This window comes from Saccharothrix stipae (assembly GCF_054781895.1).
Genome location: NZ_BAAGTN010000017.1, coordinates 168861 through 192950, shown reverse-complemented (window position 1 = coordinate 192950; position 24090 = coordinate 168861). Strand labels below are relative to the sequence as shown.

The 24090-nt window shown below is 72.5% G+C and carries 28 protein-coding genes; 17 read left to right on the top strand and 11 right to left on the bottom strand.

The features are described from left to right. Positions 1 to 14: 14 nt before the first annotated feature. Together ACYVLT_RS28845 and ACYVLT_RS28840 are read right to left on the bottom strand one after the other, a co-directional pair. Positions 15 to 194 (bottom strand): hypothetical protein, encoded by a 180-nt coding sequence (locus ACYVLT_RS28845; RefSeq protein ID WP_360452696.1) that lies wholly within the window; start codon positions 192 to 194, stop codon positions 15 to 17. Positions 195 to 246: 52 nt separating this feature from the next. After that, complete coding sequence (locus ACYVLT_RS28840; RefSeq protein WP_360452698.1) at positions 247 to 504, bottom strand: BldC family transcriptional regulator; 258 nt, start codon at positions 502 to 504, stop codon at positions 247 to 249. Between the two features lie 110 nt (positions 505 to 614). On the opposite strand from ACYVLT_RS28840, the gene ACYVLT_RS28835 reads away from it, so the two are divergent. Both ACYVLT_RS28835 and ACYVLT_RS28830 read left to right on the top strand, forming a co-directional pair. Beyond that, positions 615 to 1079: an Lrp/AsnC family transcriptional regulator gene (locus ACYVLT_RS28835; protein ID WP_461123320.1), complete on the top strand. Its 465-nt coding sequence runs from the start codon at positions 615 to 617 to the stop codon at positions 1077 to 1079. Positions 1080 to 1107: 28 nt separating this feature from the next. Further along, complete coding sequence (locus ACYVLT_RS28830) at positions 1108 to 1365, top strand: DUF4229 domain-containing protein (protein WP_461123319.1); 258 nt, start codon at positions 1108 to 1110, stop codon at positions 1363 to 1365. Between the two features lie 11 nt (positions 1366 to 1376). Here ACYVLT_RS28830 and ACYVLT_RS28825 read toward each other — a convergent pair whose 3' ends face one another. From ACYVLT_RS28825 to ACYVLT_RS28815, 3 genes are all read right to left on the bottom strand, one after another. Beyond that, a complete protein-coding gene (locus ACYVLT_RS28825) occupies positions 1377 to 1676 on the bottom strand; it encodes a hypothetical protein (RefSeq protein WP_461123318.1) in 300 nt (99 codons plus the stop codon). Next, positions 1673 to 2008, bottom strand: a complete 336-nt coding sequence (locus ACYVLT_RS28820; protein WP_461123317.1) for a PadR family transcriptional regulator — start codon at positions 2006 to 2008, stop codon at positions 1673 to 1675. Before ACYVLT_RS28820 ends, ACYVLT_RS28825 begins: the two co-directional genes overlap by 4 nt. An 80-nt stretch (positions 2009 to 2088) precedes the next feature. Continuing rightward, positions 2089 to 3081, bottom strand: a complete 993-nt coding sequence (locus ACYVLT_RS28815) for an ADP-ribosylglycohydrolase family protein (protein ID WP_461123316.1) — start codon at positions 3079 to 3081, stop codon at positions 2089 to 2091. Positions 3082 to 3149: 68 nt separating this feature from the next. Here ACYVLT_RS28815 and cds1 point away from each other — a divergent pair, with 68 nt between their 5' ends. Together cds1 and ACYVLT_RS28805 are read left to right on the top strand one after the other, a co-directional pair. Continuing rightward, positions 3150 to 4199: an L-cysteine desulfhydrase Cds1 gene (cds1, locus tag ACYVLT_RS28810; RefSeq protein WP_461123315.1), complete on the top strand. Its 1050-nt coding sequence runs from the start codon at positions 3150 to 3152 to the stop codon at positions 4197 to 4199. 71 nt (positions 4200 to 4270) lie between these two features. After that, positions 4271 to 4669 carry a hypothetical protein gene (locus tag ACYVLT_RS28805; protein ID WP_461123314.1) on the top strand — a complete coding sequence of 133 codons (399 nt, stop codon included), beginning with the start codon at positions 4271 to 4273 and terminating at the stop codon, positions 4667 to 4669. Between the two features lie 68 nt (positions 4670 to 4737). Here the strand turns inward: ACYVLT_RS28805 and ACYVLT_RS28800 are convergent, their stop codons facing one another. The 4 genes from ACYVLT_RS28800 to ACYVLT_RS28785 all read right to left on the bottom strand — a co-directional run bounded on the left by ACYVLT_RS28800 (position 4738) and on the right by ACYVLT_RS28785 (position 8972). Continuing rightward, positions 4738 to 5610: a 1,4-dihydroxy-2-naphthoate polyprenyltransferase gene (locus ACYVLT_RS28800; RefSeq protein WP_461123313.1), complete on the bottom strand. Its 873-nt coding sequence runs from the start codon at positions 5608 to 5610 to the stop codon at positions 4738 to 4740. Between the two features lie 54 nt (positions 5611 to 5664). Next, positions 5665 to 6861 (bottom strand): hypothetical protein, encoded by a 1197-nt coding sequence (locus tag ACYVLT_RS28795; RefSeq protein ID WP_461123312.1) that lies wholly within the window; start codon positions 6859 to 6861, stop codon positions 5665 to 5667. 128 nt (positions 6862 to 6989) lie between these two features. Next, positions 6990 to 8054, bottom strand: coding sequence for an o-succinylbenzoate--CoA ligase (gene menE, locus ACYVLT_RS28790; protein WP_461123311.1), 1065 nt, complete (start codon positions 8052 to 8054; stop codon positions 6990 to 6992). A gap of 6 nt (positions 8055 to 8060) precedes the next feature. Then, a complete protein-coding gene (locus tag ACYVLT_RS28785; RefSeq protein WP_461123310.1) occupies positions 8061 to 8972 on the bottom strand; it encodes a 1,4-dihydroxy-2-naphthoyl-CoA synthase in 912 nt (303 codons plus the stop codon). 95 nt (positions 8973 to 9067) lie between these two features. Between ACYVLT_RS28785 and menD the strand changes: the two genes are divergently transcribed. After that, complete coding sequence (menD, locus tag ACYVLT_RS28780) at positions 9068 to 10690, top strand: 2-succinyl-5-enolpyruvyl-6-hydroxy-3-cyclohexene-1-carboxylic-acid synthase (protein WP_461123309.1); 1623 nt, start codon at positions 9068 to 9070, stop codon at positions 10688 to 10690. Between the two features lie 56 nt (positions 10691 to 10746). After that, on the top strand, positions 10747 to 12243 hold the full coding sequence (locus ACYVLT_RS28775) for a M1 family metallopeptidase (RefSeq protein ID WP_461123308.1): 1497 nt from the start codon (positions 10747 to 10749) through the stop codon (positions 12241 to 12243). Between the two features lie 109 nt (positions 12244 to 12352). On the opposite strand, the gene ACYVLT_RS28770 is transcribed toward ACYVLT_RS28775, so the two are convergent. Next, positions 12353 to 13594, bottom strand: coding sequence for an isochorismate synthase (locus tag ACYVLT_RS28770; RefSeq protein WP_461123307.1), 1242 nt, complete (start codon positions 13592 to 13594; stop codon positions 12353 to 12355). A 79-nt stretch (positions 13595 to 13673) separates the two neighbouring features. On the opposite strand from ACYVLT_RS28770, the gene ACYVLT_RS28765 reads away from it, so the two are divergent. From ACYVLT_RS28765 to ACYVLT_RS28735, 7 genes are all read left to right on the top strand, one after another. Beyond that, on the top strand, positions 13674 to 14120 hold the full coding sequence (locus ACYVLT_RS28765; RefSeq protein ID WP_461123306.1) for a DUF3592 domain-containing protein: 447 nt from the start codon (positions 13674 to 13676) through the stop codon (positions 14118 to 14120). Between the two features lie 62 nt (positions 14121 to 14182). Continuing rightward, on the top strand, positions 14183 to 15115 hold the full coding sequence (gene paaA, locus ACYVLT_RS28760; protein ID WP_461123305.1) for a 1,2-phenylacetyl-CoA epoxidase subunit PaaA: 933 nt from the start codon (positions 14183 to 14185) through the stop codon (positions 15113 to 15115). Next, a complete protein-coding gene (paaB, locus tag ACYVLT_RS28755) occupies positions 15112 to 15396 on the top strand; it encodes a 1,2-phenylacetyl-CoA epoxidase subunit PaaB (RefSeq protein WP_158845120.1) in 285 nt (94 codons plus the stop codon). The genes paaA and paaB overlap by 4 nt, the downstream gene beginning before the upstream one ends. Further along, entirely contained in the window at positions 15393 to 16280 is an 888-nt protein-coding gene (gene paaC / locus ACYVLT_RS28750) for a 1,2-phenylacetyl-CoA epoxidase subunit PaaC (protein WP_461123304.1), read from the top strand. Before paaB ends, paaC begins: the two co-directional genes overlap by 4 nt. Next, on the top strand, positions 16277 to 16768 hold the full coding sequence (gene paaD / locus ACYVLT_RS28745) for a 1,2-phenylacetyl-CoA epoxidase subunit PaaD (protein ID WP_461123303.1): 492 nt from the start codon (positions 16277 to 16279) through the stop codon (positions 16766 to 16768). Before paaC ends, paaD begins: the two co-directional genes overlap by 4 nt. Next, positions 16768 to 17802, top strand: coding sequence for a 1,2-phenylacetyl-CoA epoxidase subunit PaaE (paaE, locus tag ACYVLT_RS28740; protein WP_461123302.1), 1035 nt, complete (start codon positions 16768 to 16770; stop codon positions 17800 to 17802). Before paaD ends, paaE begins: the two co-directional genes overlap by 1 nt. 17 nt (positions 17803 to 17819) lie before the next feature. Then, a complete protein-coding gene (locus tag ACYVLT_RS28735) occupies positions 17820 to 18428 on the top strand; it encodes a hypothetical protein (protein ID WP_461123301.1) in 609 nt (202 codons plus the stop codon). A gap of 33 nt (positions 18429 to 18461) precedes the next feature. On the opposite strand, the gene ACYVLT_RS28730 is transcribed toward ACYVLT_RS28735, so the two are convergent. Next, positions 18462 to 19289, bottom strand: coding sequence for an inositol monophosphatase family protein (locus ACYVLT_RS28730; protein ID WP_461123300.1), 828 nt, complete (start codon positions 19287 to 19289; stop codon positions 18462 to 18464). 144 nt (positions 19290 to 19433) lie between these two features. On the opposite strand from ACYVLT_RS28730, the gene ACYVLT_RS28725 reads away from it, so the two are divergent. The 4 genes from ACYVLT_RS28725 (at position 19434) to ACYVLT_RS28710 (ending at position 23972) form a co-directional block, all read left to right on the top strand. Continuing rightward, a complete protein-coding gene (locus ACYVLT_RS28725) occupies positions 19434 to 20537 on the top strand; it encodes a glycosyltransferase family 4 protein (protein WP_461123299.1) in 1104 nt (367 codons plus the stop codon). Positions 20538 to 20550: 13 nt separating this feature from the next. Then, complete coding sequence (locus ACYVLT_RS28720; protein ID WP_461123298.1) at positions 20551 to 21660, top strand: glycosyltransferase; 1110 nt, start codon at positions 20551 to 20553, stop codon at positions 21658 to 21660. Positions 21661 to 21889: 229 nt separating this feature from the next. Continuing rightward, positions 21890 to 22597 (top strand): demethylmenaquinone methyltransferase, encoded by a 708-nt coding sequence (locus ACYVLT_RS28715; protein WP_461123297.1) that lies wholly within the window; start codon positions 21890 to 21892, stop codon positions 22595 to 22597. A 97-nt stretch (positions 22598 to 22694) separates the two neighbouring features. Then, positions 22695 to 23972, top strand: a complete 1278-nt coding sequence (locus tag ACYVLT_RS28710; RefSeq protein ID WP_461123296.1) for a geranylgeranyl reductase family protein — start codon at positions 22695 to 22697, stop codon at positions 23970 to 23972. The last annotated feature ends 118 nt before the right edge of the window (positions 23973 to 24090 follow it).

Here is a 24090-nt window from a genome sequence, read left to right as displayed (position 1 = left end):
GCCCCGCCGCGGTGTCACTCTTCGTCGTCCGGCTTCTTCCTGGGCTGCTCACCGAGCTTGCGCAGGAAGTCCGGGTCGTCGTCCGGCGCCACGAAACGACGGCTGGGGGCGGTATCGACCCGGTCCGGTCCGAACGCACGCCACAGCAGCACGGCGATGGTGAGTGCACCGATCACCGCGAGCAGGTAGAGCATGGTCGCCACCTCCTTTGCCACGAGATTACTCGCGTCCGGGAGGTGCCCGTCGTCAGTGCCGGACCGGCTCGGTCGCCTCCGTGGTCAGCTGGGACAACAGCTGCTGCACCTCGGACTCGCGGAACCTGCGGTGACCACCCGGCGTGCGGATCGAGCCGATCCGGCCGGCGGTGGCCCAGCGGGTGACCGTCTTCGGGTCGACCCGGAACAGGTTCGCGACCTCACCCGGCGTCAGCAGGCGTTCCCCCTGGTGTCCCTGCGTCACGGTCACGGCATCCTCCCCGATGGCGAACAGACGTTCCGGACGCATCGTGGCACCCCACCCATCGGGTACTCGAACGCTTGGGTGATGGTAAAGAGGTAGTAAGGGACGAAGCGTGCGGTTCGGACATCGAGGCTGGTGGGCCTACGCTGTGACCGGTGGACGCTCTTGATCGCCAGATCATCGCCGCCCTGCGGGAGAACGGCCGGGCCACCTACGCCGACCTGGGCCGCAAGGTGGGCCTGTCGGCCTCCGCGGTGCACGAGCGGGTCGGCAAGCTGGAAGCCACCGGCGTCATCGTCGGCTACCACGCCGTGGTCGACCCGAGCGCCGTCGGCCTCGGGGTGACCGCGCTGGTCAGCATCCACCCGACCGACACGGCGGACGACGACGAGCTGGCCCTCTCGCTGGCCGAGCTGGTCGAGGTCGAGTCGTGCTACCGGGTGGCGGGCGACGAGTCGTTCATCGTGAAGGTGCGGGTCGCCACCGTGGACGACCTGGAGCGCTCGCTCGGCCGGTTGCGGCGCATCCAGGGCGTCGCGCGCACGCGCACCACGGTCGTGCTGTCCACCCGCTTCGAGGGCCGCCCGAACACCGCGGCGGCCGGCTCCGCGGCGGACTGACGCGGCGGGCAGCGTAACCTGGTCGACCGTGCACCTGAGTCGTGATGTGACGCTCTACATCGGCGCGCGCCTGGGCATGGTCGCCGCGGTCACCGCGCTGCTCGTGCTGGTCAACGTGCCGCTGCTGGTCGCCCTCGCGGTGGGCGTGGTGGTGGCGCTGCCGCTGTCGTTGTTCGTGTTCAGCGGCCTGCGCACGCGCGTCGCGCAGGGCCTGGAGGAGAAGCAGGCCGCGCGCCGCGCCGAGCGCGAGAAGCTGCGCGCCCAGCTGCGCGGCGACGCCACCTGACCCCGCCGGCCCTAGACGACCAGCAGGATCGCCCCGCCGAGGTTGGCCAGCACCATCACGGCCAGCACCGCGCCGATGTTCGTGCTCTCGCGCAGCCGCAGGGCCAGCGCCAACGGGCCGATCGGCAGCACCACCGGCCGGTGTTCGCGCCGCGCGATGCGGATGGCGCCGAACGCCACGCCCAGCGGGCTCAGACCCAGTTCCCGCGCGCCTTCCACGTCGGCGCGCCACTGCTCCAGGTAACGGTCCCGTTGCCCGCGGGGGAGCAGCACGGCGGCCGCTCGGACCAGGGTCAGGGCGAGTCGGGTCATCGGGCGACCTCCGGTCGGGTGACGGGCACGGGCCTGGCCTTCGTCCGGTCGCCGGCTCGGCCGGCGGCCCTCGCGCACACCTTGACCGCCTCCTGGGCGCCTCCCGGCGTGAGCGCGTACATGCGGCGGCGCGGGCCGCGGCGTTCGCTGTCGTCGTCCCAGGACGACGTGGCCCACCCGGCCCGTTCCAGGCGGTCGAGCAGCGGGTAGACGCTGCCGGACGGGCGTCCGGTCAGCTTGATGATCTCCAGGCCCCAGCGCGGCCGGTCGCTCGCGAGCAGCACTTCCAGCACGTCGACCGTGGCCCGTCCGATGCGTCCGAGTGGCTCCACGCGGCAAGGCTACCTATGTAGATTAAGGGTGTCCAGTGCGTGCCGCCCGGGGTTCCACGGCGCGCCGCTCGGGGACCGCGTCACCGGCCGAACGCGGCCTGCGCCCGATCGGCCAGGCTCTCCACCACGTCCCGCAGCTCCAGCGACTCCAGCCAGTGGCCGGGGATCGCCTCGACGCCGTCACGCGCGCCGAGGAGGTTCCCGCACAGCGCTCCCGTCGAGTCGCTGTCGCCGGAGTGGTTGACCGCGAGCAGCAACCCGTCCGCCAGGTCGCGCGCGGTCAACGCGGTCAGCACCGCGATCGCCAAGGCCTCCTCGCCGACCCAGCCGCCGCCCAACGCGGTCTCGATCAGCTCGGGCGTCGGCCGCACACCGCCCACGCCCAGCTCCACCGCGAGGTCCAGCAGGGCCAGCTGCTCCTCGTGGCCGTCCCACCCGACCAGCTCGGCCCGCGCCACCTCGATCGCGACCAGCAGCGGCACGCCCGCCAGGACCTGCTGCACCAGCACCGCCAGCACGCCCGCCGACAGGTAGCCGCTGGGGTGGCCGTGGGTCAGCGCGCCGGTGGCGGCGGCCAGGTCGAACACCTCGTGCACGTCGTCGGACCACAACGCCACCGGCGCCGCGCGCATCACCGCGCCGCAGCCCTTGGAGTCGTTGATCGGGGTGTCCACCGTGCCCAGCACGCCCGAGCGCAGCGCGGTCAGGCACGTGTTGCCGGGTGCGCGGCGGTCGTGCAGCTCGGGCACGTCCAGCAGCCACCCGTCCGGCCTGACCTCCGGCCCGCCCTGCGTGCGGAGCCACCGCGCGTACGCCACGCGCACCTCGTGCACCGGGTCGCTGCCGCGTTCGCGGGCCAGCACCAGGCCCTCCAGCGTGAACAGGGTCATCTGGGTGTCGTCGGTGATCGCGCCGAGCCTGCCGTAGGCGGGCGCGTAGTCGGTGAGACCCGAGGGGCCGAAGCGGCCGCGGATGCGGTCGATCCGGTCGAACTCGATCGAACCGCCCAGCGCGTCGCCGACGGCACCGGCGAGGAGGCTGGCGCGCAGTGAGCCGCTCATAAGTGAGTTCACGTCGCAGAAGTTATCGTGCCGGCGTGACCACTTCGGTAGACCGATGTAGCTCCCGGACCAGGGAGTGGGTGTGCGAGGCCGTCCGCATCATCGAAGCGGACGCCAACCGCAGCGCCGACACGCACCTGCTGACCTTCCCGCTCCCCCCGGAGTGGGGCATCGACCTGTACCTGAAGGACGAGTCGACCCACCCCACCGGCTCGCTCAAGCACCGGCTGGCGCGTTCGCTGTTCCTGTACGCGATCTGCAACGGCTGGGTCGTCGGCGGCACGCCCGTGATCGAGGCGTCGTCCGGGTCGACGGCGGTGTCCGAGGCGTACTTCGCGCGGTTGCTCGGGCTGCCGTTCATCGCCGTGATGCCCCGCTCGACCAGCCAGGAGAAGGTGGCGCTGATCGAGCGCCAAGGCGGGCAGTGCCACTTCGTGGACGAGCCGGGCGCGATCTACGACGAGTCCCGGCGGCTCGCGGCCGAGCTGGACGGCCACTTCATGGACCAGTTCACGCACGCCGAGCGGGCCACGGACTGGCGTGGCAACAACAACATCGCCGAGTCGGTGTTCCAGCAGATGGCGCTGGAGGCCGAGCCGGAGCCGGAGTGGGTCGTGGTCGGCGCGGGCACCGGTGGCACGAGCGCCACCATCGGCCGGTTCATCCACTACCGCAGGCTGCGCACCCGGTTGGCCGTGGTGGACCCGGAGCACTCGGTGTTCTTCGACGCCTGGCGGGACCGGGACGCGTCGCTGACCGGGACGCGCGGCTCGCGGATCGAGGGCATCGGCAGGCCGCGGGTGGAGCCGTCGTTCATCGGGGACGTCATCGACCGGATGATCAAGGTGCCGGACGCGGCGTCGCTGGCCACGATCCGGCACGTCGAGGACGTCCTGGGGCGGCGCGTGGGCGGGTCGACCGGCACGAACCTGTGGGGCGCGTTCCAGCTGATCGCGGAGATGCGGGCGTCGCGGCAGCGCGGCAGCGTCGTGACGTTGCTGTGCGACGGCGGCGAGCGGTACGCGCACACGTACTACGACGACGGGTGGGTGGCCGCGCAGGGGATGGACCTGGAGCCGCACCTGGCCACGTTGACGCGGTTCCGCGCCACCGGTGCGTGGGCCGGGTGAATCCTGTTTTCATGGGAACGCGCGGCGCGTCCCGTGCGTCGCAGCGGGATCGGCGTCGGAAGGGGTTTGCGGTGGGCGCGTGGCGGACGGCGGAAGTGCTCACGGCCGAGGACGTGCTGGCCCGGACGGTCGCCGATGCCGACAAGGCGATGCGCGAGGCGGCGAAGCTGCGGTACCCGCAGCGCGAACCTTCCGCCGACGACCTGCGGCGGGTGATGCAGTACGCGAAGTCGAACGCCGCGTCGCCGGAACTGCGGGCGTTGCAGCGCAGGATCGCGGGCGGTTACCTGAGCTGGCGGCAGGTGCTCATGGGCGAGGCCGCGCAGGACGGGGGCGTGAAGGCGGCCCTGGAGGCCGACCGCGAGGCCCTGGCCGCCCTGTGCCGCGGCGAGGAGCCCCGCGTCGACCCCCCGAAACCCGAGCCGCGCGACGACGACGAACCGGTGACGTTCACCGAGGACGCCTGGTAGGCCCGAGCCCCGGCCGGCTCGCCCTCGACCTCGTCGCCCGCCTCCACCGGCGTCACTGCGGGACGTGATCAGCCGAGCACCAGGGCGAGCGGGACGGTGATGCCCCACACCAGCATCGCCAGGCCCGTGTCCCGCAGCACGGGGATCAGGTCGCGGCCCTTGCTGCCGTTCAGGACCCGGCGGGCGCCGAGCACGACCAGCGGCAGGGCCAGGAAGCCGATCAGGGCCAGCGGCACGCGCAGGCCGATCGCCACCGTGATCACGAACGGGATCGAGACGAGCGCCAGGTACAACCGGCGGGAGTCGCGGTCGCCCAGGGTGGACGCCAGCGTCCGCTTGCCCGCCTGGACGTCCGTCGGGATGTCGCGCAGGCTGTTCGCGATCATCACGCCGGTCGAGAACGAGCCCATCGCGACCGCACCGCCGATGCCGATGCCGGTGACCTCCCCGGTCAGCACGTACAGCGTGCCCAGCACCGCCGCCGGCCCGAAGAACACGAACACGGCCAGCTCGCCCAGGCCCGAGTACCCGTACGGCTTGCGGCCGCCGGTGTAGTACCACGCCGCCGCGATGCACACCGCGCCGAACGCGACCATCCAGTACCGCCCGGACAGCACCACCAGCGCCGAGCCCGCCAGCGCGGCCACGCCCAACGCCGCGAACGCCGCCGTGCGCACCGCCCTCGGGTCGGCCGCACCCGAGCCGACCAGGCGGAACGGGCCGACCCGGTTGGCGTCGGTGCCCCGGATGCCGTCGGAGTAGTCGTTGGCGTAGTTCACGCCCACCTGCAACGCCACCGACACCACGAGGGCGAGCACCGCCCACACCAGGGTGAAGCCGTCGATGTGGTGCGCGGCACCCGCGCCGACCAGCACCGGCGCGATCGAGTTCGGCAGCGTGCGGGGGCGGGTCCCCGATACCCACTGGGCGACTGTGGCCATGCCGGACATCCTCCGACATGGTGAACGGGGACCCACTCCCGGGTGGCCGCGTGATCAGCAGGCAGTGGCGCCCGACACGCCGGACACGTACGCGCGGGCGATGAACTTGCCCGCCGCGATCCGGAACCAGATGTTCGACGTGCCCTGCGAGCCCGTCACCGACTGGCCGGTGACCTGGCACTCGACCCGCACCTGCGCGTAGTTCGCGGCCAGGCCGACCTGCGCGGCCGTGGACGTCGCGCCGCCGCGCACGTTGAGCGGGTCGCCCGCGGTCCGGACGAACCCGGCCGGGCCGGAACCGGTCCACTGGTAGGTGACGGTGACCCAGGCGTTGTCGGTCAGCTTCAGACCGTCCCAGAACGTGCCGTCGGCCAGGTCGATGCCCGCCGGGTTGGCCACGGTCCGGCCGAACTGGTCCTTGCCGCCGTTGTAACCGTCCTGGTAGGCGGCCTGGGCCTCGGGCTTGCCCTGTGGCAGGTCCTTCCACATCTCCCGGGTCGCGGCCGGGTTCCAGTAGTCGTCCTTGGTGTTCCACGGGCCGACGTCCCAGACCGGCGCCCACTCGCAGCGGCCGTTGGCCGCGCACACCCGGACGCTGTAAGTGCCTGTGGCCTTGGCGGACAGGCCGCGCCGCGACGGCAGGGCGACGAAGTGGTCCCGGCTGACGATCACGTGCCCGTTCGCGGTCGTGCCGCCGACCAGGCCCTCCCGGGTCGCGTAGACCCGGTAGGACAGGCCCGCGGCCTCCGCGACGACACCGGAGGCCGCGGGCGCGGTGAACGCGCGGAGGTCGACCCGGCTCACCTCGGGCGACGCCTTCTCGGCCGTGAGCGCCAGCCGGACCTGCACGGTGGTGACCGCCGTCGGCAGCACGGCCGGCGCGTCGGGGCGCGCCTCGACCCACTCGGTCCACTGCTCGTCGCCGAGCGCGCCGCGCACGTCCACCGCGACTTCCGCGCCGGCCGGGACGCTGCTGCGCACGGTCGCGGCGACGGCGTTGACGGTGGTGTCGAACGTGCGCGGGTCGAGTTGCAGGAACCCGGTGCGGATGGCGGCCCGCGCGCTGGCGGGCGTCGGTGCGGCGCGGTCGAGCCGCACCGTCCCGTCGTGCGTGGCCACGCCGTTGTCGTCGGCGTTCACGGTGGACAGGTCCGCTTGCCACCGCGCCTCACCCGCGGCGGCGGCCGGTGCGGCCAACCCCCCGGTCAGCACGGTGGCAAGGACGAGCGGTACCAGGTAGCGCCTGTTCATCGCAGCACTCCTCGTCCGGGCGCGCGGTGCGGAGGTGACCGCGGCAGGGCCGCGCGTCTCGGCGCTGCCGAGCCAATCGCCTGGTGTGGTTAGCTGTCAACCAACAACATGGCTAACTAGACAGAAACTCACCCAAACGAGCTAGCGACCGCTCTCCTGTCGACCTTGCCGGGCCCGCGCAACGGCAGTTCGGGCACGAAAACGACCCGCTTCGGCATGGCGAACCGCCCCACCACCTCGCCGACCGCCGCGCACAGCTCGTCCGCGTCGGGCGGGTCACCCGGATCTTCCGGCACCACGGCCGCGGCCACCACTTGACCCCACTCGGGGTCGGCCAGCCCCACGACGCACGCCTCGCGCACGCCCGGCTGTGCCACCAGCGCGCGTTCGACCCTGGCGGGCACGACGTTCTCCCCGCCGCTGATGATCACGTCGTCGGCCCGGCCGAGCACCTCCAGCGTGCCGTCGGCGCGGATGCGCCCCAGGTCACCGGTGCGGAACCACTCGCCGAACCGCTCGCCGCCCTGGTAGCCGAGCGCCAGCACGGGGCCGCCGACCTCGATCCGGCCGTCGGTCAGCCGCACCCGCACGCCGTCCAGCGGCATCCCGTCGTAGACGCAGCCGCCGGAGGTCTCGCTCATGCCGTAGGTGGTGACCACCCGGACGCCCAGCTCACGGGACCGTTCGAGCAGGGCGGGCGGGGTGGCCGCGCCGCCGATCAGCACGGCGTCGAACTGCCGCACCGCGGCCAGTCCCGGGCCGTCCGCGGCGACCAGGCGGGCCAACTGGGTCGGCACGAGGGCGGTGTAGTGGCGGCCGGGACCGGCCAGCACCGGGCGGGCCGCGGCGGCGAAGCCGGAGGCGCGGAAACCGGTGCCGAGGTCCATCACGCCCGGCTCGGTGCCCGCCACGACCGACCGGACGAGCACCTGGATGCCCGCGATGTGCGTGGTCGGCAGGGCGAGCAGCCACGTGCCGGGACCGCCGAGGCGGGCGTGGGTCAGCTCGGCGGACGTGGTGAGCGCGTCCGCGCCGAGCAGCACGGTCTTCGGCTCGCCCGTGGAGCCCGAGGTGCCGACCGCGAGCACGGCGTCGGTCTCCCAGCCGCGCAACGGTGCCGGGTCGCCGGGCTGGGCCACCAGCAGTTCGCCTCGGGCACCCAGCGCGGCGCGGAGCCGATCGAAGGTGATCATCGCTGGTCAGTAGTGGTAGGGGTAGTCGGACCAGTCCGGCGGGCGCTTCTCCAGGAAGGCGTCCCGGCCCTCCACCGCCTCGTCGGTCATGTACGCCAGGCGCGTGGCCTCGCCCGCGAAGATCTGCTGCCCGACCAGGCCGTCGTCGATCAGGTTGAACGAGTACTTCAGCATCCGCTGTGCCGTCGGCGACTTGCCGTTGATCTCCTTGGCCCACTCCAGCGCCGTCGACTCCAGCTCGGCGTGCGGCACGACCGCGTTCACCGCGCCCATCCGGTGCATGTCCTCGGCGGTGTAGGCGCGGCCGAGGAAGAAGATCTCGCGGGCGAACTTCTGGCCGACCTGCCTGGCCAGGTACGCCGAGCCGTAGCCGCCGTCGAAGCTGCCGACGTCGGCGTCGGTCTGCTTGAACCTGGCGTGCTCGGCGCTGGCCAGCGTGAGGTCGCACACCACGTGCAGGCTGTGCCCGCCACCCGCCGCCCAGCCGGGGACGACCGCGATGACGACCTTGGGCATGAACCGGATCAGGCGCTGGCACTCCAGGATGTGCAGCCTGCCCGCCCTGGCCGGGTCGATGGTCTCGGCGGTCTCGCCCGACGCGTACTGGTAGCCGCTGCGGCCGCGGATGCGCTGGTCGCCGCCCGAGCAGAACGCCCAGCCGCCGTCGCGCGGCGACGGGCCGTTGCCGGTGAGCAGCACGCACCCGACGTCCGAGCTCATCCGGGCGTGGTCCAGCGCGCGGTACAGCTCGTCGACGGTGTGGGGCCGGAACGCGTTGCGCACCTCGGGCCGGTGGAACGCGATGCGCACCGTGCCCTGGTCGACCGCGCGGTGGTAGGTGATGTCGGTGAAGTCGAACCCCTCGACCTGCTTCCAGCGGGTGGGGTCGAACAGCTCGGAAACGTCCTGATCTGCCACGGCAGGGACAATATGCCCGCACCGCGGCTGAGACCGGCCCCGGTCCGGCTCAGCGCCGGGAATCACCTGGTCGCGCGCTGAGCGACAATGTCGGGGTGAACCCGTCCACCGCCCAGGCCACGGTGCTCGTCGACGAGCTGATCCGCAACGACGTCCGGCACGTCGTGCTGAGCCCCGGGTCGCGCAACGCGCCGCTGTCGTTCGCCCTGCACGAGGCCGCCGCGGCCGGGCGCATCACGCTGCACGTCCGCGTGGACGAGCGCACCGCGGGCTTCCTCGCCCTCGGCCTGGCCAAGGGCAGCGGCCAGGTCACCGCCGTCACCTGCACGTCCGGCACCGCCGTGGCGAACCTGCACCCCGCGATGCTGGAGGCCAGGCACGCGGGCGTGCCGCTGGTCGCGGTCACCGCCGACCGCCCGGTCGAGCTCTACCGCACGGGTGCCAGCCAGACCGTGGACCAGCACCGCGTCTTCGGCGTGGACACCCTCCAGTTCCCCGTCGCCGAGCGCCGGGAGAGCCAGAACGGGCTGTGGCGCTCCCTGGTGTGCCGCGCCGTGGCCACCGCGCGCGACCAGGGCCCGGTGCACGTCAACGTCCCGTTCCGGGAGCCGCTGGTGCCCGACGCGGTCGACGACTGGCCGGAGAGCCTCGACGGCCGTCCGTTCGACGTGCCGTGGACGCGCACGGCCCGCCGCACCACCACCTCCCTGCACCCGGCCGACCACCTCGGCCCGCGCACCCTGGTGCTCGTCGGCGACACCGACCACGACCTGTCCGACCTGGCCGAACGCGCCGGTTGGCCGGTGATCGCGGAACCGACCGGGCACGGCTTGCGCCACGGCACGCTCGTGCTCAACGCGGGCGAGCTCCCCGGGCACCTCAAGCCCGACGCCGTGGTGGTGGTGGGCCGCGCAACGCTCTCCAGGGGCGTGCAGAAGCTGATCGCCCGCACCCCGGTCGTGCACGTGCTGTCCGACGAGCTCGACTGGCCGGACCCGCAGTTCGCCGCCACGCACACGTCCACCGACCTGGTCCTGGGTGAGCACGAGGTGGACCACGACTGGCTCACCGCCTGGCAGCACGCGGACAAGGCGGTCGCCGACGTGGTGGACGACCTGCTGGCCAAGCAGCCCTGGCCGACCGGCCTGCACGTGGCCCGCGACCTGGTGGCGGCGCTGCCCGGTGGCGCGAACCTGTTCCTCGGCTCGTCCAACCCGGTCCGCGACGTCGACCTCGTCGCCGAGCCGCGTCTGGACGTGCGCACCTTCGCCAACCGGGGCGTGGCGGGCATCGACGGCAGCGTGTCCACCGCCGCGGGCATCGCGCTCACCCGCGGCCCGACCTACGCCCTGATCGGCGACCTGACGTTCCTGCACGACGCCAACGGGATGCTCATCGGCCCCGGCGAGCCGCGCCCCGACCTGACGGTCGTCGTCCTCAACGACGACGGCGGCGGGATCTTCGCGTTGCTGGAGCAGGGCGCCAAGGAGCACGAGCGGACCTTCGAACGGGTATTCGGCACGCCGCACGGCGTCGACCTGGCGGCCTTGTGCGCGGCGCACCACGTGCCGCACACCGAGGTGCGCACACCGGACCAATTGAGACGCGCGCTCGACCGGCCGAGCGGAATCCGCGTAGTGGAAATCCGGGCGCAACGCCACGAATTGCGTGATCTGCACGCACGCTTGAAGGCCGCGGTGTCAACCGCATTCCAATAGTGGGAATCCTACCGACGGGGGTACAGCCCGCCGGGGGCCGCGACTAGCTTCTCGGCATGTCCCTGAGAGCGAAGCTGACCCTCGGTACCGCCGCCGCGGCGTCCCTGCTCCTGCTCGCCGGCACGGCGACGGCGGCCCAGCCAGGAGCACCGGGCATCGGCGACCCCTACTACCCGAATGCGGGTAACGGCGGGTACGACGTTTCCCATTACGACATCAGGCTCAACTACCAGCCGGCGAACGACAACCTTTCCGGCACCACGACGATCCTGGCCAAAACCACTCAGGACCTGAGTCGGTTCAACCTCGACTTCCTGCTCAAGGTCAGTTCGGTCCGGGTCAACAACAAGGTCGCCGAGTTCACGCAGTCCGGCGGCGAACTCGTGGTCGACCCGCGCGGCACGCTGCGCAAGGGCTCGGACGTGACGGTCGTGGTCACCTATTCCGACGCGCCCTCCACCCACGCGGTGAACGGCTACACGTCGTGGAAGCGGACCCCGGACGGCGCGCTCGCGATCGACCAGCCCGACATCGCGCCGTGGTGGTTCCCGAGCAACAACCACCCGACCGACAAGGCCAGGTTCGACGTGTCGGTGGCCGTGCCCTCCGGCGTCGAGGTCGTCTCCAACGGCCTGTTCAACGGCACCACCCAGCAGATCAACGGCTGGACCAGGTGGCGTTACCGCAGCCTCCAGCCGCAGGCCACCTACCTGGCGTTCATCGCCATCGGCCAGTTCGAGATCCGGCAGTCGACCGCGCCGAACGGCCAGCCGGTGCTCAACGCCTACTCGGAGCGGCTGGGCGCGGACTACGGCGCGTCGGTGGCGAGCATCGAGCGCACGCCCGAGGTGACGGAGTTCCTGGAATCGCAGTTCGGCCCCTACCCGTTCGAGGCGCAGGGCGGCGTGGTGACGCCGGGCATCGGCTTCGCGCTGGAGAACCAGACCCGCTCGACCTACGACGCCGGGTTCTTCCGCCGCGGCTCGAACACCTACGTGGTGGCGCACGAGGTCGGGCACCAGTGGTTCGGCGACTCGGTGTCGGTGCAGGGCTGGAAGGACATCTGGCTGAACGAGGGCTTCGCCAGCTACGCCGAGTGGTTGTGGTCGGAGCACGTCGGCGAGGGCACGGTCCAGGAGAACTCGGACTTCGTCTACGCGTCCTACCCGGACGACAGCCCGTTCTGGCAGGTGCTGCCCGGTGACCCGGGCGCCTCGAACCAGTTCCACGGCGCCGTGTACGACCGGGGCGCGCTGACCGTGCACGCGTTGCGCGGCGAGATCGGCGACGAGGCGTTCTTCCGGCTGTTGCAGGAGTGGCCCGCCGCCAAGCGCAACGGCAACGCCACGACCGACGAGTTCATCGCGTTCGCCGAGCGGCTGTCCGGCAAGCAGCTCGACGAGCTGTTCCAGACCTGGCTGTTCACGCCGGGCAAGCCGGCCGCCGCACCGGGCGCGGGCGACTTCTCGGCCCGTGCCGCCGCGGTGAGCGAGCCGAAGTCGTTCAAGAAGATCCAGGAGACGCGCGAACTGCTCGCGGGTCACCAGCACTGACCGAGCGGGAGGGCCGCCTTCGTGGTTGGGGGCGGCCCTCCCGCTGCACGCGGTCGGGGTCGTGGCCGTGCCGCCGCCGAAGTGCCCTCGGCCGTCGCGGTGAGGTGTGTCACATGCCTTCGAGGGCTTCGCGAAAGGGCAGCATCTTGGCGTGCGCCTCGTGGACCTCGGAGTCCGGGTCGGACTCGGCGACCAGGCCGCAGCCGGCGTAGAGGCGGGCCGTGCGGCCGTCCACCTGGGCGCAGCGCAACGCGATGCCGAGCTCGCCGTCGCCGTTGCCGTCGATCCAGCCGACCGGACCGGAGTAGCGGCCCCGGTCCATGCCCTCCAGCTCGTCGATCATGGCGATGGCGTCCGCGCGCGGCGTGCCGCCGACGGCGGCGGTGGGGTGCAGCGCCTCGCCGAGCGCGAGCAGCGACGGCGTGTCGCTGAGCGTGTCGCTGAGCGTGCCGATGACGTCGCTGGACAGGTGCGAGACGTTCGGCAGCCGCAGCACCGACGGACCCTCCACCGACATGGTGTCGCAGAACGGCCGCAGCGTGTCCACCAGCGAGGTCACCGCGTACTCGTGCTCGTCGCGGTTCTTGCCCGACGACAGCAGCGCGGCCGCCAGCTCGTCGTCGGACATCCCGTCGTGCGGCCACGTCGTGCCGGCGAGCACCCGTGAGTCGACCACGGACCCGCTGCGCCGCAGCAGCAGTTCCGGCGTGGCGCCGATGAGGCCGTCGACCGCGTACACCCAGCACTCGGGGTACCGGCGGGCCAGGCCTTCGAGCACGAACCGGTGGTCGATGCCGATGTCCGCGACCGCCAGCAGGTCGTGCGCCAGCACGACCTTGTCCAGCTCGCCGGCGCGCATCCGCTCGACCGCGGCGCGCACGGCCTCGCGGTAGCCGGTGACCGACACCTGCCCGTCGCTGTAGCGCACCTCCGACGGCTTGCGCACCGGCTCGACCCGCCGCTTGCCGCTGTCGCCGATGGTGGTGAGCCAGCTGTGCCCGTTGCGGCGGCCCACCACGACTTCCGGCACCACGAGCACCGAGCGGCCGGGCCGGTCGGAGAACGCCATGCTGACGAACGCGACCGGGCCCGTGCCCGGCACGCCGACCCCGTCCTCGACGTCGAGGTCGTCGGTGAACTCGCGCCACCACCGGTCGGCCGCCGCGAACCGGTCCGGTCCCGACACCTCGAAGCGGGCCGCCTCACCCCACCCGACCAGGCCCGTTCCGTCCCTCACCCAGCTCAGCGCACCGGTCGGCGCGGGGAGCCTGCCCAGCAGGTTGTCGCCGACGACGCGCCTGGTGTGCACGCGCAGCCGTTGTCGGGTCCGCGAGGCAGGAGCTGAGGTCACGGCGTCGAGGGTATGGACTCGTCGCTGAGATCCTCCAGCGGAGGCCGCCCTAGACTCCTCAGTTGTGGTGGACGACGCAGTGCGAACAGGTGCCGGCCCCAAGGTTCGGCTCCTGGTCAGCCGGGCGTTGGTGGTGTTGGGCGCGGTGGTGACGCTGATCGGCGTGATCCTGCTCGCGGCGTGCTGGCGCGACGACCTGATGATCGAGCAGCGGCTGGGCAAGGCCACCGCGGAAGTGGTGTCCGTCTCGTTCCAGCGCACGGTGGTGCGCTTCGCCACGCCGGACGGCGCCGTGCACAGCCCGTCCCAGGGCCTGCTCTACCCGGAAGGGCTGGAACCGGGTCAGCTGGTGCGCATCGAGTACGACACGGCCGATCCCGAGGTGGTGCGGGTCGCCGGGCGCACCGCGCTGCTCGCGTTGCTGCCGATCGGCACGTTCCTGCTCGCGGTGTGGGCGGTGCTGGCGCCGCTGATCTGGTGGCTGGGTCGGAAGAACGGGCGCCGGGGATGGTGGCCGCGGCCGTGACGGCACCACCGCGGTTGTGACAGTTCTGCCCAAGAACGGCCTCCAGGTGTAACATCGGTCGCATGGACCTGGAGGCGCAGTTCGAGCGCACCGTCGCGGCCGAGCAGCGCGTCGAACCGCGCGACTGGATGCCCGACGGCTACCGCAAGACGCTGATCCGGCAGATCGCGCAGCACGCGCACTCCGAGATCATCGGCATGCAGCCGGAGGGCAACTGGATCAGCCGCGCGCCGTCGCTGCGCCGCAAGGCGATCCTGCTGGCCAAGGTCCAGGACGAGGCCGGGCACGGGCTGTACCTCTACGCCGCGACCGAGACGCTGGGCGCGGACCGGGGCGAGCTGACCGAGAAGCTGATCTCGGGCAAGCAGAAGTACTCCTCGATCTTCAACTACCCGACGCTGTCCTACGCCGACGTCGGCGTGATCGGCTGGCTGGTGGACGGCGCCGCGATCTGCAACCAGGTGCCGCTGTGCCGCACGTCGTACGGTCCGTACGGGCGGGCGATGATCCGCATCTGCAAGGAGGAGTCCTTCCACCAGCGGCAGGGCTACGAGCTGCTGCTGACGATGATGTCCGGCACCGACGCCCAGCGCGCGATGGTGCAGGAGTCGGTGGACCGCTGGTGGTGGCCGTCGCTGATGATGTTCGGCCCGCCGGACGCGGAATCGTCCAACACCGAGCAGTCCATGAAGTGGCGCATCAAGCGCAACACCAACGACGAGCTGCGGCAGAAGTTCGTCGACATGACCGTGCCGCAGGCGGCGAAGCTGGGCGTGACGCTGCCCGACCCCGAGCTGCGGTGGAACGCCGAGCGCGGGCACCACGACTTCGGCCGGCCGGACTGGGACGAGTTCTGGCAGGTCGTCGGCGGCAACGGGCCGACGAACGCGCAGCGCCTCGCGCACCGGCGCAAGGCGCACGAGGACGGCGAGTGGGTTCGTGCGGCGGCCGCGGCGCACGCCTCCCGCCGCGCCGCCGAGGAAGGTGTGGCATGAGTTCGTCCTGGCCGCTGTGGGAAGTGTTCGTGCGCGGCAAGCGCGGCTTGAACCACGTGCACGTGGGGTCGCTGCACGCGCCGGACGCCGAGATGGCCCTCCGCAACGCGCGTGACGTCTACACCCGGCGCAACGAGGGCGTGTCGATCTGGGTGGTGCCCGCGACGGCGATCACCGCGTCGTCGCCGGACGAGAAGGACCCGTTCTTCGAGCCCAGCGGCGACAAGGTCTACCGGCACCCGACGTTCTACGAGATCCCGGAGGACGTGCCGCACCTATGAGCTTCGACAACGCCTACGAATCCCTGATCGACCACGAGGACGCGCACTGGGCGTTCGGCACCGGGTTCACCGAGCCGCTGGCCGGGGTCGACCGCCAGGTGCCCGACGTCGACCGCGCCGACCTGACCGCGTACTGCCTGATGCTCGGCGACGACGCGCTCGTGCTGTCCCAGCGGCTGGCCGAGTGGTGCTCCCGCGCGCCGGAGCTGGAGGAGGACGTCGCGCTGGCCAACATCGCGCTCGACCTGCTCGGCCAGGCCCGGATGCTGCTGACCAGGGCGGGCGAGGTCGAGGGCGCGGGTCGGGACGAGGACGCGCTGGCCTACCTGCGCGACGAGCGCGACTTCCGCAACGTGCACCTGGCGGAGATCGAGTGCGGGCCGTTCGCGGGCGGTGACTTCGCCACCACCATGGCGCGGCTGCTGGTGTTCTCGTCGTGGAAGCTCGCGCAGTACTCGCGGCTGCGCGGCAGCGCCGACCCGGTGCTGGCGGCGGTGGCGGCCAAGGGGCTCAAGGAGCTGGCCTACCACCGCGACCACGCGGCCCAGTGGGTCGTGCGGCTCGGTGACGGCACCGACGAGTCGCACCGGCGGATGCAGGCCGGGCTGGAACGGGTGTGGCCGTTCGTGGACGAGCTGTTCACCGCGCACGCCGTGGAGCGGCGGTTGGCCGGGATCGCGGTCGACCCGGCCGAGCTGCGCGCCGAACTGGACGGTGTGCTGGCCGCGGTGCTGCCCGCCGCCGGGCTGACCAGGCCCGCGGACGTGCCCGCGGCGCGGGTCAACGGGCTGGCCGGGCGCGACGGCGTGCACACCGAGGCGTTCGGCTACCTGCTGGCCGAGATGCAGCACCTGCACCGGTCGATGCCCGGGGCGACGTGGTGAGCACCGCGCTGGAGGTCGCGGCCCGGGTCCGCGACCCGGAGCTGCCCGTGCTGACGCTGGCCGACCTCGGCGTGCTGCGCGACGTGACCGAGTCCGACGGGCGGGTGTCGGTGACGATCACGCCCACCTACTCGGGATGTCCCGCGCTGGACGAGATGGCCGCCGACCTGCGCCGGTCGTTGCTGGCGGCCGGGTACGCGGCGGTGGACGTGCGGTTGTCGCTCTCGCCCGCCTGGACCACGGACTGGATCAGCGAGGACGGGCTGCGCAAGCTGCGGGAGGCGGGCATCGCGCCGCCGTCCCGGCTGGGGCCGCGGGCGGTCGGCCCGGTGCCGCTGAACCTGGCCCCGCCGTCGCGGAGGGTGGCGTGCCCGCGCTGCGGGTCGCCGCGGACCGCGGAGCTGTCGCGGTTCGGGTCGACGGCGTGCAAGGCGTTGCGCCGGTGCGCGGACTGCGCCGAGCCGTTCGAGCACGTGAAGGAGATCTGATGGCGCGGCCGGTGTTCCACAAGCTGACCGTGGCGTCGGTCGAGCGGCTGTGCTCGGACGCCGTCGCGGTGACGTTCGAGGTGCCCGCGGCGCTGGCGGCGGAGTTCGCGTTCGCGCCGGGGCAGTACCTGACCCTGCGCAACGGCGACGAGCGGCGGTCGTACTCGATCTGCGCGCCCGCCGGCGGTCCGCTGCGGATCGGCGTGCGACGGGTGGACGGCGGGCTGTTCTCCACCCTGCTGGTCGACCGGGTCCAGCGCGGTGACGTGCTGGAGGTCCTGCCGCCGCTGGGTGGCTTCACGCCGTCCGGTGGCGCGCACCACGCGTTGCTGGTCGCCGGGTCCGGCATCACGCCCGCGCTGTCGATCGCCGCGTCGGTGCTGGCGGACGGTGCGCGGGTGACGATGGTGTACGGCAACCGGCGTGCGGACACGGTGATGTTCGCCGAGGAGCTGGCGGACCTGAAGGACCGGTACCCGGCGCGGTTGCAGCTGGTGCACGTGCTGTCGCGGGAACCTCGGGACGTCGAGCTGTTCACCGGCCGGTTGGACGCGGCGAAGCTGCGGGCGTTGTTCGCGACGGTGGTGCCGTGGGCGGACGTGGACCAGTGGTGGGTGTGCGGGCCGTACGGGATGGTGCGGGACGCGGAGGACGTGCTCGCGTCGCTGGGCGTGCCCGCGTCGTCCGTGCACCACGAGCTGTTCTACGTCGACGAGCCGCCGCCCGCGCCGCGCCGGGAGGAGGCCTCCTCGGTCGCGTCGGCGACGGCCACCGTCATCCTGGACGGCCGGAGCACCGAAGTGCCGCTCCCGGCCGACGTGCCGATCCTGGACGCGGCCCAACGGGTGCGCGCCGACCTGCCGTTCGCGTGCAAGGGCGGTGTGTGCGGGACGTGCCGTGCGCTGGTCGTGTCCGGTGAGGTGGAGATGCGCCGGAACTACGCGTTGGAGCCGCACGAGGTGGCGGCCGGGTTCGTGCTCACGTGCCAGTCGGTGGCGGTGACCCCGGTGGTCACCGTGGATTACGACGCCTGATCTGGCACATTGGGCGCATGGGACGGGCCGCGCTGCTGGGACTGCTCATCGGCACGGCGCTGATGACGGCCCTGATCATGTTCGGCATCGCGTTGCCGTCCTCGGCCGATGACGAGCCCGGTCCGTCGGTGGTGGTGAGCCTCATCGCCTCCGGGATGCTCGGCGCGGTCATGGGCGGCGTGCCCGGCAGCCTCGTCGGCCTGGTGGTCGGCGCCGTGCGCCGCCGCAACCGCCCGGTCCTCCCACCGCCCCCGCCACCCCCACCCTCGGTGAACGACCGGTGGTCGGCGATGGTCGGCCGGTGCGAACTGGCCGTGCGGCGGGTGTACGCGGCGGTCGCGACGGTGCCCACCTCACCGGCCAGGGACTGGCTGGAGCGGATCGCCGCGCAGTTCGCCGGGGAGCTGGGGGACGTGCGGCGCATCGCCGACCTGGGCCGCGCCCTGGGCGCCGACCAGCACCACCCGGTGACCGAGCGGCTCAACGTCGCGGTCCGCGACTTCACCGCGTTCGAGGACGAGGTGGGCCGGGTGGCGCTCCAACTGCTCGACCAGACGTCCCTGGACGCCGTCCGCGCCCACCTGGAAGTGCTCGAACAGCAGCTGCCGCACCTGGGCACCGCCTAGGTCGCCCCTGTTCGCCCCCTCACCCCTGCCCCCTCACCCCTGCGACGTCGACGCCTGCCACCAGCCCAGGACTTCCTCCGCCACCTCCGGCATGGCCACGAGCAGGCCGTCCACCGGCAACGGGTCGTCCTCGCCCCTGCGGTCCAGCACCGCGGCGCCCGACTCGACCGCCAGCGCCACCGCGCCGGCCACGTCCCACTCGTGGTAGCTGTCCAGCACCGCGGCCGCGGCGTGACCCAGGGCCACCTGGGCCACCGCCAGGGCCTTGGAGCCCAGCACGCGCACACCCGTGCCCGCCACCGCGGCCCGGGAGATGAACCCGCCCATCCCCGGCCACGGGCCGGTCCGCGTCATCTCCGTGCACACGATCGAGCTCACCGCCTGGCCGCCCAGCCGCACCGGCGTGCCGTTCGCCCGCATGCCGCGCCCCCGTGCCGCGGCGTAGATCTGGGCCCGGTACGGGTCCGCGACCACCCCGACGACCGGCCCCCACCGGTCGACCAGCGCGAGGCTGTACGCGCACCACGGCACACCGGCGACGTAGTTCGCGGTGCCGTCCACCGGGTCCACGACCCAGCGGAACTCCGCGTTGCTCACCACGTCGGAGTCGGTGTCCTCGCAGAACACCGGGATGTCGGGGAACTCGGCCGTCAGCACCCGCCGCGTGTGCCGCTCCAACGTCCGGTCGGTGTCGGTGACCCAGTCGAACGGCGACGCCTCGTCGTCGGGTCGCGCGCCGCGGCCCGCGGTCGCCATGATGACGTCGGACGCGTCGTTGGCGAGTCGCCCCGCTATCTCCAGCGCGATCGACACCAGGCCGGGATCGACGGGCTGCGCGGGTCGGGACGACAAGACGGTCATGCCGACCTAGTGTCGGCGCACAGAGTGACCGCGCCACGTACTCCAGGTGAACCCGGGGCCAACGTCAACCGCGACGCGAGGAGTTCGACGTGCGTTCGCGGAAGTGTCACGCCGCCGTGTCCTTGGCACCGCATGGTGATCGGCGTGCGCGTAGCGATCGTCACCGAGAGCTTTCTGCCCCAGGTCAACGGCGTGACCAACTCCGTCCTGCGGGTCCTGGAGCACCTGAGAGCGCACGGCCACCAGGCGTTGGTCGTCGCGCCCGGCGCGGGTGCCGACCACCACCGCGGCACGCCGGTCGTGCGCGTGCCGTCGGTGGACCTGCCGAGGTTCAGCTCGCTGCCCGTCGGGGTGCCCACGCGCAGGGTGCTGACCGCGTTGGCCGACTTCCGGCCGGACGTCGTGCACCTGGCCAGCCCGTTCGTGATGGGCGCGCGCGGGCTGTCCGCGGCGCGCAGGCTGGGCATCCCGACCGTCGCGGTCTACCAGACCGACATCGCCGGGTTCGCCGGCCACTACGGCCTCGGCCTCACCGCCCGTGCCGCCTGGCGGTGGACGCGTCGGCTGCACGCCCAGGCCGACCGCACGCTCGCGCCGTCGACGTGGGCCGTCGATGCGCTCCGGGAGCACGGCGTGCCGCGCGTGCACCGGTGGGGGCGCGGTGTGGACGTGGAGCTGTTCCACCCTTCCCGCCGGGACGACGCGTTGCGCGCTTCGCTGGCGCCGGGCGGTGAGCTGCTGGTCGGGTACGTCGGCCGGTTGTCGCCGGAGAAGCGGGTGGACCGGCTGGCCGCGCTCGCCGACCTGCCCGGCGTGCGGCTGGTCGTGGTCGGTGAGGGACCGGAGGAGGCGCAGTTGCGGCGGGACCTGCCCGGCGCCGCGTTCCTCGGGTTCAAGAGCGGGGAGGACCTGGCCACGGCGTACGCGAGCTTGGACGTGTTCGTGCACACGGGGCCGCACGAGACGTTCTGCCAGGCGGTGCAGGAGGCGTTGGCCAGCGGTGTGCCGGTGGTCGCGCCGGACGCGGGCGGGCCGCGTGACCTGGTGCAACCCAACACCGGTTACCTGTTCGCCGACGACGCGCAGCTCCGGCGGGCCGTGGTGGAGCTGGGCGACCCGCTGCGCCGCCGGCAGTTCGGCCACGCGGCCAGGCGGTGGGTGCGCGGGCGGACCTGGTCGGCCGTGTGCGACGAACTGCTCGGCCACTACGCGGCCGTGCTCGACGTGCCGGTGCGCCGTGCGGCCTGAGGATCGGGCCCGCATGAGGATCGTGCAGTTGGCCAACTTCTACGGCCCGCGTTCCGGTGGGCTGCGCACGGCGTTGCACCACCTCGGCAGCGGTTACGCGGCGAGCGGTCACCAGGTCACGCTGGTCGTGCCCGGTGCCGCGCACGCCGACGAGGAGCTGTCGCCGGGCGTGCGGCGCATCACGTTGCCCGCGGCGCGCATCCCCGGGACCGGTGGGTACCGGGCGGTGGACCCGTGGCGCGTGCGGGGGTTGCTGGACCACCTGTCGCCCGACCGGCTGGAGGTGTCGGACCGGCTGACGTTGCGCGGGATGGGTCGGTGGGCGGCGGCGCGCGGCGTGCCGAGCGTGGTGATCTCGCACGAGCGGCTGGACCGGCTGCTGGAGCAGTTCCTGCTGCCGGGGGCGCTGGCGCGGCGGGGTGCGGACTGGGCGAACGCGCGGATGGCCGCGTCCTACGACACGGTGGTGTGCACGACGGAGTTCGCGCGGGAGGAGTTCGACCGGATCGGGGCGCGCAACGTCGTGCGCGTGCCGCTGGGCGTCGACCTGCGCACGTTCACACCGACCAGGCACGACCGGTCGTTGCGGGCGTCGCTCGCGCAGGGCGCCGACGCGCTGCTCGTGCACTGCGGGCGGTTGTCGCCGGAGAAGCACGTCGAGCGCAGCGTGGACACGGCGGCCGAGCTGCACGCGTCCGGGCACAACGTGCGGCTGGTCATCGCCGGTGACGGGCCCCGCCGTGAGGCGCTGGAACGCCGTGCCGCGGGCCTGCCCGTGACGTTCCTGGGCTTCCTGTCCGGGCGCGGCGAGGTGGCGACCCTCCTGGCCACCGCCGACGTCTCCCTGGCCCCCGGCCCGCACGAGACGTTCGGCCTGGCCGCCCTGGAGGCCCTGGCCTCCGGCACCCCGGTGATCGTCTCCGCCTCCTCGGCGCTGCGGGAGATCGTCCACCCGGACTGCGGCGCCGCCGTCCCCGACCACGCCCCGGCCTTCGCCGGCGCCGTGACGACCCTCCTGGACCACCCCGAACCAACCCGCCGCTCCGCCGCCCGTGCCCGCGCCGAGCAATACCCCTGGCAAGCCGCCGTCACCGGCATGCTGACCGCCCTCCGCGCCACCTGACCCCCTCGAGAGTCCTACCCCCACACCTCGAGAGTCCTACGTTCACGTCGCGCGTGTCCTACGTTCAGAACACCCGAGTTCAACGCTCAGAACACGGCCGCCTGTTCTGAGCGTTCAACTCGGGGTACGCGAACGTAGGACTCTCGCGTTCTGAGCGTTGGACTCTCGCGTTCTGGGGGTAGGACACGCGTGGAGTGGTGGTGGGTGGGGTGGGAGTTAGGCTGCCCGCATGTCGCGTGCAGGCCTGGACAAGAACCCCCGCGAGGTCGCCGAGATGTTCGACGGCGTGGCCAAGGGCTACGACCGGACGAACTCGGTCATGACCCTGGGGTTCGACCGGCGCTGGCGGGAGTGGAGCAGGCGGGTGCTCGACGCCAGGTCGGGCGAGAAGGTGCTCGACCTGGCGGCCGGCACGGCGGTGTCGACGGTCGAGTACGCGGCCTCGGGCGCCTGGTGCGTGGCGGCCGACTTCTCCCTGGGGATGCTGCTGGGCGGCGCGCACCGGCCCGTGCCCAAGGTCGCCGCCGACGCCCTGCGCCTGCCGTTCGCCGACGACTCCTTCGACGCCGTCACGGTGTCCTTCGGCCTGCGCAACTTCAACGACACCGAGGCCGCCCTGCGGGAGATGGCCCGCGTGGTCAAGCCCGGCGGACGGCTCGTGGTGTGCGAGGTCTCCACGCCCGCGTTCCGCCCGTTCCGCTTCGTCTACATGCGCTACCTGCTGCGCCTGCTCCCGCTCATCGCCCGGTTCGTGTCCTCCAACCCGGACGCCTACAAATACCTCGCGGAGTCCATGCGAACCTGGCCCGACCAGCGCGCACTGGGCGAGATCGTGGCCCGCGCCGGCTGGGAGGACGTCGCCTGGATGAACCTCACCGGCGGCATGGTCGCCCTGCACCGCGGCACCAAGCCCGCCCGACCCGCCCGGCCCGCCTGAGCCGGCGAGACCGCCCGGTCCACGAACCGGCCGAGTCCTCAGCAACGCGCAAGTAGACTCGCGCCGGACTTTGTGAACACGGGCACAAGGAGCGGGGATGACGACTCCAAGCCGCCGCAAGGCAGGCGAGGACGCCGAGGTGATCGTGGTCGGGGCGGGGCCCGCGGGTTCCACCGCGGCCACCTACCTGGCACGCGCGGGCCTGGACGTGGTGCTGCTGGAGAAGAGCACCTTCCCCCGTGAGAAGGTGTGCGGCGACGGCCTGACCCCGCGCGGGGTCAAGCAGCTCATCGACCTGGGCATCGACACCCGCGAGGAAGCCGGCTGGCTGCACAACCGCGGCCTGCGGGTCGTCGGCGGCGGCGTCACGCTCGAACTCGACTGGCCCGAGCTGGCCACGTTCCCGCCCTACGGCCTGGTCCGGCCGCGGCAGGACTTCGACGAGATGCTGGCGCAGACCGCCGTCGGGGCGGGTGCCCGGATGCACCAGCAGACCACCGTCACCGGCGCCCTCGTGGAGCACGGCCGGGTCGTCGGCGTCGAGGCCAAGCAGGGCCCGGACAAGACCCCGGTCACCTACCGCGCCCCGCTCGTGCTGGCCTGCGACGGCGTGAGCGCGCGCCTGGCCCTCAGCGTCGGCATCCAGAAGGACGACGCCAAGCCGATGGGCGTCGCGGTCCGCCGCTACTACGCCAGTCCCCGCACCAAGGACGACTACCTGGAGTCGCACCTGGAGCTGTGGGACCGCGCCAACGACGTGCTGCTGCCCGGCTACGGCTGGATCTTCGGCATGGGCGACGGCACGGTGAACGTCGGCCTCGGCATCCTCAGCACCTCCAAGGCCTACGGCACCACGGACTACCGCGCGCTGCTCAAGAGCTGGCTCGACGGCACCCCCGAGGAGTGGGGTTTCCGCGAGGAGAACGCCACCGGCAAGATCGGCGGCGCGGCCCTGCCGATGGGCCTGAACCGCAAGCCGCACTACCGCGACGGCCTGCTGCTGGTCGGCGACGCGGGCGGCATGGTCAACCCGTTCAACGGCGAGGGCATCGGTTACGCCATGGAGTCGGCCCGGATCGCGGCCGAGACCGTGGTGCAGGCGCTGGCCCGCCAGGGCGCGAGCCGTGAACGCGCGCTGCACGGCTACCCGGTGCGCATCGAACAGGCCCTGGGCAGCTACTACCGCCTCGGCAACGTGTTCAGCAAGCTCATCGGCAACCCCACCGTCATGCGCACCGCGACCAAGTACGGGCTGCCGCGCAAGACCCTGATGAAGCTGGTCCTGAAGCTGCTCGCGGGGCTTTACGACCCCAAGGACGGCGACTCGTTCGACCGCATCATCACCGCCGCGACGAAGTTGGCCCCAACGGCCTAAATCGGTTCCGCTAAACGACGCAGCGCCGTCCTCCGGGACGGCGCTGTTTCGTTTACGGTGTGCCCCCGTTCACCGCCGGGTCGTCCAACTGTTGATCTGCATGGCAAAAGAGCAGGTC